This is a genomic window from Amnimonas aquatica, from assembly GCF_002943415.1.
GTDB classification, from domain to species: domain Bacteria; phylum Pseudomonadota; class Gammaproteobacteria; order Pseudomonadales; family Moraxellaceae; genus Perlucidibaca; species Perlucidibaca aquatica_A.
Window position 1 is genome coordinate 1 of the sequence record NZ_PTQZ01000252.1, and the last position, 2326, is coordinate 2326.

Annotated in this window: 3 protein-coding genes; all 3 read right to left on the reverse strand. The window is 66.5% G+C overall.

Going from position 1 to position 2326, the window contains the following annotated elements; all coding sequences use genetic code 11:
- Positions 1–445: sensor histidine kinase N-terminal domain-containing protein (locus tag C5O18_RS08675; protein ID WP_206389818.1), on the reverse strand; the 445-nt coding region annotated here is incomplete at its 3' end.
- A complete protein-coding gene (locus C5O18_RS08680) occupies positions 442–1029 on the reverse strand; it encodes a response regulator (protein WP_241146803.1) in 588 nt (195 codons plus the stop codon). The genes C5O18_RS08680 and C5O18_RS08675, both read right to left, overlap by 4 nt.
- A gap of 420 nt (positions 1030–1449) precedes the next feature.
- Entirely contained in the window at positions 1450–2268 is an 819-nt protein-coding gene (locus C5O18_RS08690) for an SDR family oxidoreductase (protein WP_105193178.1), read from the reverse strand.
- Positions 2269–2326: the final 58 nt, after the last annotated feature.

Consider the following 2326-nt stretch of genomic DNA (forward strand, 5'->3'; position numbering starts at 1 on the left):
CCAGCACGGAGGGCAGGATGGTGGCGATGATGACGCTGTCGACCAGCTGGTTGCGGCTGACCAGCCGCTGGGCGAAGAGTATCCAGCGGCCCTGCATGGCATCGTAGTCGGCAAGGGCGCGCCAGCGCGCACCGGAGAAATTTATGTCGGCATAGCCTGGCCGCAAAGGCATGAAGGCGGCATCCGGCGCGCTGTTCGAGCGCTCGAGCAGGCGGCCGTCCTCGGTCAGAACCTGGAAGGCAAGATCCGGATTACGCAGGCTGCTCACATCACGCACCGACAAGCCGTGCGCGGCCAGCAGTTCGACATGGTCGCGCAGCTGCTGATCCAGAGCCCGCTCGACCGAGGCCGTGCCCGCGCGGTAGGCCTGCACCGCCGCCGTGAACTGAATCAGCGCAAACGCCGACAGCAGCAGCAGGATGAAATAGCGTCGCAGCGACCTCATGACGCAGGCACCAGGTAGCCCACGCCGCGCACGGTGCGGATGAAGTCACTGCCCAGCTTGCGCCGGAGGTTGTGGATGTGAACCTCCAGCGCATTGCTGGCGACTTCTTCGCCCCAGCTGTAGAGCCGCGACTCCAGCGCTGAGCGTGTCTGCACCCGCCCGGCGGTCTCCATCAGGCACTTGAGCAGCATGTATTCGCGACGGGGAAGATCGACCAGCTGTCCGCAGCTACGCACCTGATGCCGACCCGGACAGAGGCTGACTTCACCCACCCGGATCTCGGCCTCCAGGTGCCCGCCGAGACGGCGCTCCAAGACACGCAGGCGGGCCAGCAGCTCGGGCATATCGAAGGGCTTGGCGAGATAGTCGTCAGCGCCGCTGTCGAGCCCCGCGACCTTGTCATCAACGGTGTCACGCGCGGTCAGCAGCAGCACAGGCAGGCGATCACCGCGCCCTCGCAGCCGGCGCAGCACCTCGAGACCGTCCCGGTCCGGCAGGCCGAGATCGAGGATGACGATATCCGGCGGGTCGTCGCTAATGGTGTTGAGCGCATCACGGCCGTTGCCGACGTGATTCACTGCCATGCCCTCTCGCCGCAGCGCATCGCGCAACCCTTGCGCCAACGAGAGATTGTCCTCGACNGGTACAGGGTGCCCAGACTGGTGTATGCCGACCCGGCGAGCGCCTGGTCGTCCAGTCGCAGCGCCTGCTCTAGTTCGGCGCGGGCCGCCTTGGCCAGGCCCAGTGCGCCCAGCCCCCCCTTGGCACCGGCAAGCGTGGACTTCACGATACCATTCCAGATATGCGCCTCGGCCGCTGCCGGATAATGCTTGACCAAGGCGTCCCCTTGCGCCGAGAGGGCTTCCAGCGCGGCCACCCGAGCCTTGCCGGCGAGCTGGTAGTTGTCCACCGACCAGGCCGACTGCACGGCGGCAAGGTCTTCGGACAGGTCGGCGCGGGCAACACCCGCGACCAACAGCATGGACAACATGACAACGGGAAGCTTAAGCGGCGAAACGATCATGGGTGTTCTCCTTGGCACGGGCGTGGCGCTTGATGACGGGCAGCTGGCGGCGCAAGGCAGCATCCACCAGCACCGGCAGCAGTTGGTTGAGGAATACGAAGAAGCGCTCCGGCCAGCCCATGAAGCGGCGTGAGGTGGCTGGGTGCAGAAGCGCATGACGCACCGCTTCCGCAACCTGCTCGGGCGTGTCGGTCTTGGTACCAAGATCGGCATTGAGACCTTCGACCTCCTGGCTGTTGAGCGAGGTCCGGGTGGCGCGCGGCGCCAGATAGACGACCCGAGCACGGGTATCAGCCAGCTCCCGCTGCAAGGCCTCGCTGAAACCGCGCAGACCGAACTTGCTGGCGCAGTAGGCCGCGAAACCCGGATGCCCGATGCTGCCGAACGTGGAGCCAATGTTCAGCACCACGGCCGCCGGCGCCTGAAGCAACTGCGGCATCAGGTCATGCACGAGCAGCACCGCCGACACCAGGTTGATATCGATCTGCGCCCGGATGACCTCGCCACCCTGCGCCGCCAGCCAACCGAAATGCTGCACGCCGGCATTGTTGATGAGCATATCCAGCCCGCCGAGCTGGCGGATACGCCCGCACAGGCGCTGGCGATCGTCGTCACGCGAAACATCAGCGACGATGGCGTGGTGGCGACCGGGCAGCGTGGCGGCGAGAGCCGCCAGCTGGTCGACGCGACGACCGACCAGCAGCAGTTCGGCACCGTCGGCGGCCAGCCGGCGGGCTACTGCCTGGCCGATGCCACCACTGGCACCGGTGAGCAGAATGCGTTTTCCTTGCAGGCTCATGATGTCACCTCAGGCTGCGGCCAGCGCCGGCGCGGAGGCCGTGAGCGCACGAAAGATG

Coding starts and splice junctions, on each gene's coding strand:
- C5O18_RS08680 (WP_241146803.1), bottom strand. CDS start 1,029: ATGGCAGTGAATCACGTCGGCAACGGCCGTGATGCGCTCAACACCATT.
- C5O18_RS08690 (WP_105193178.1), bottom strand. CDS start 2,268: ATGAGCCTGCAAGGAAAACGCATTCTGCTCACCGGTGCCAGTGGTGGC.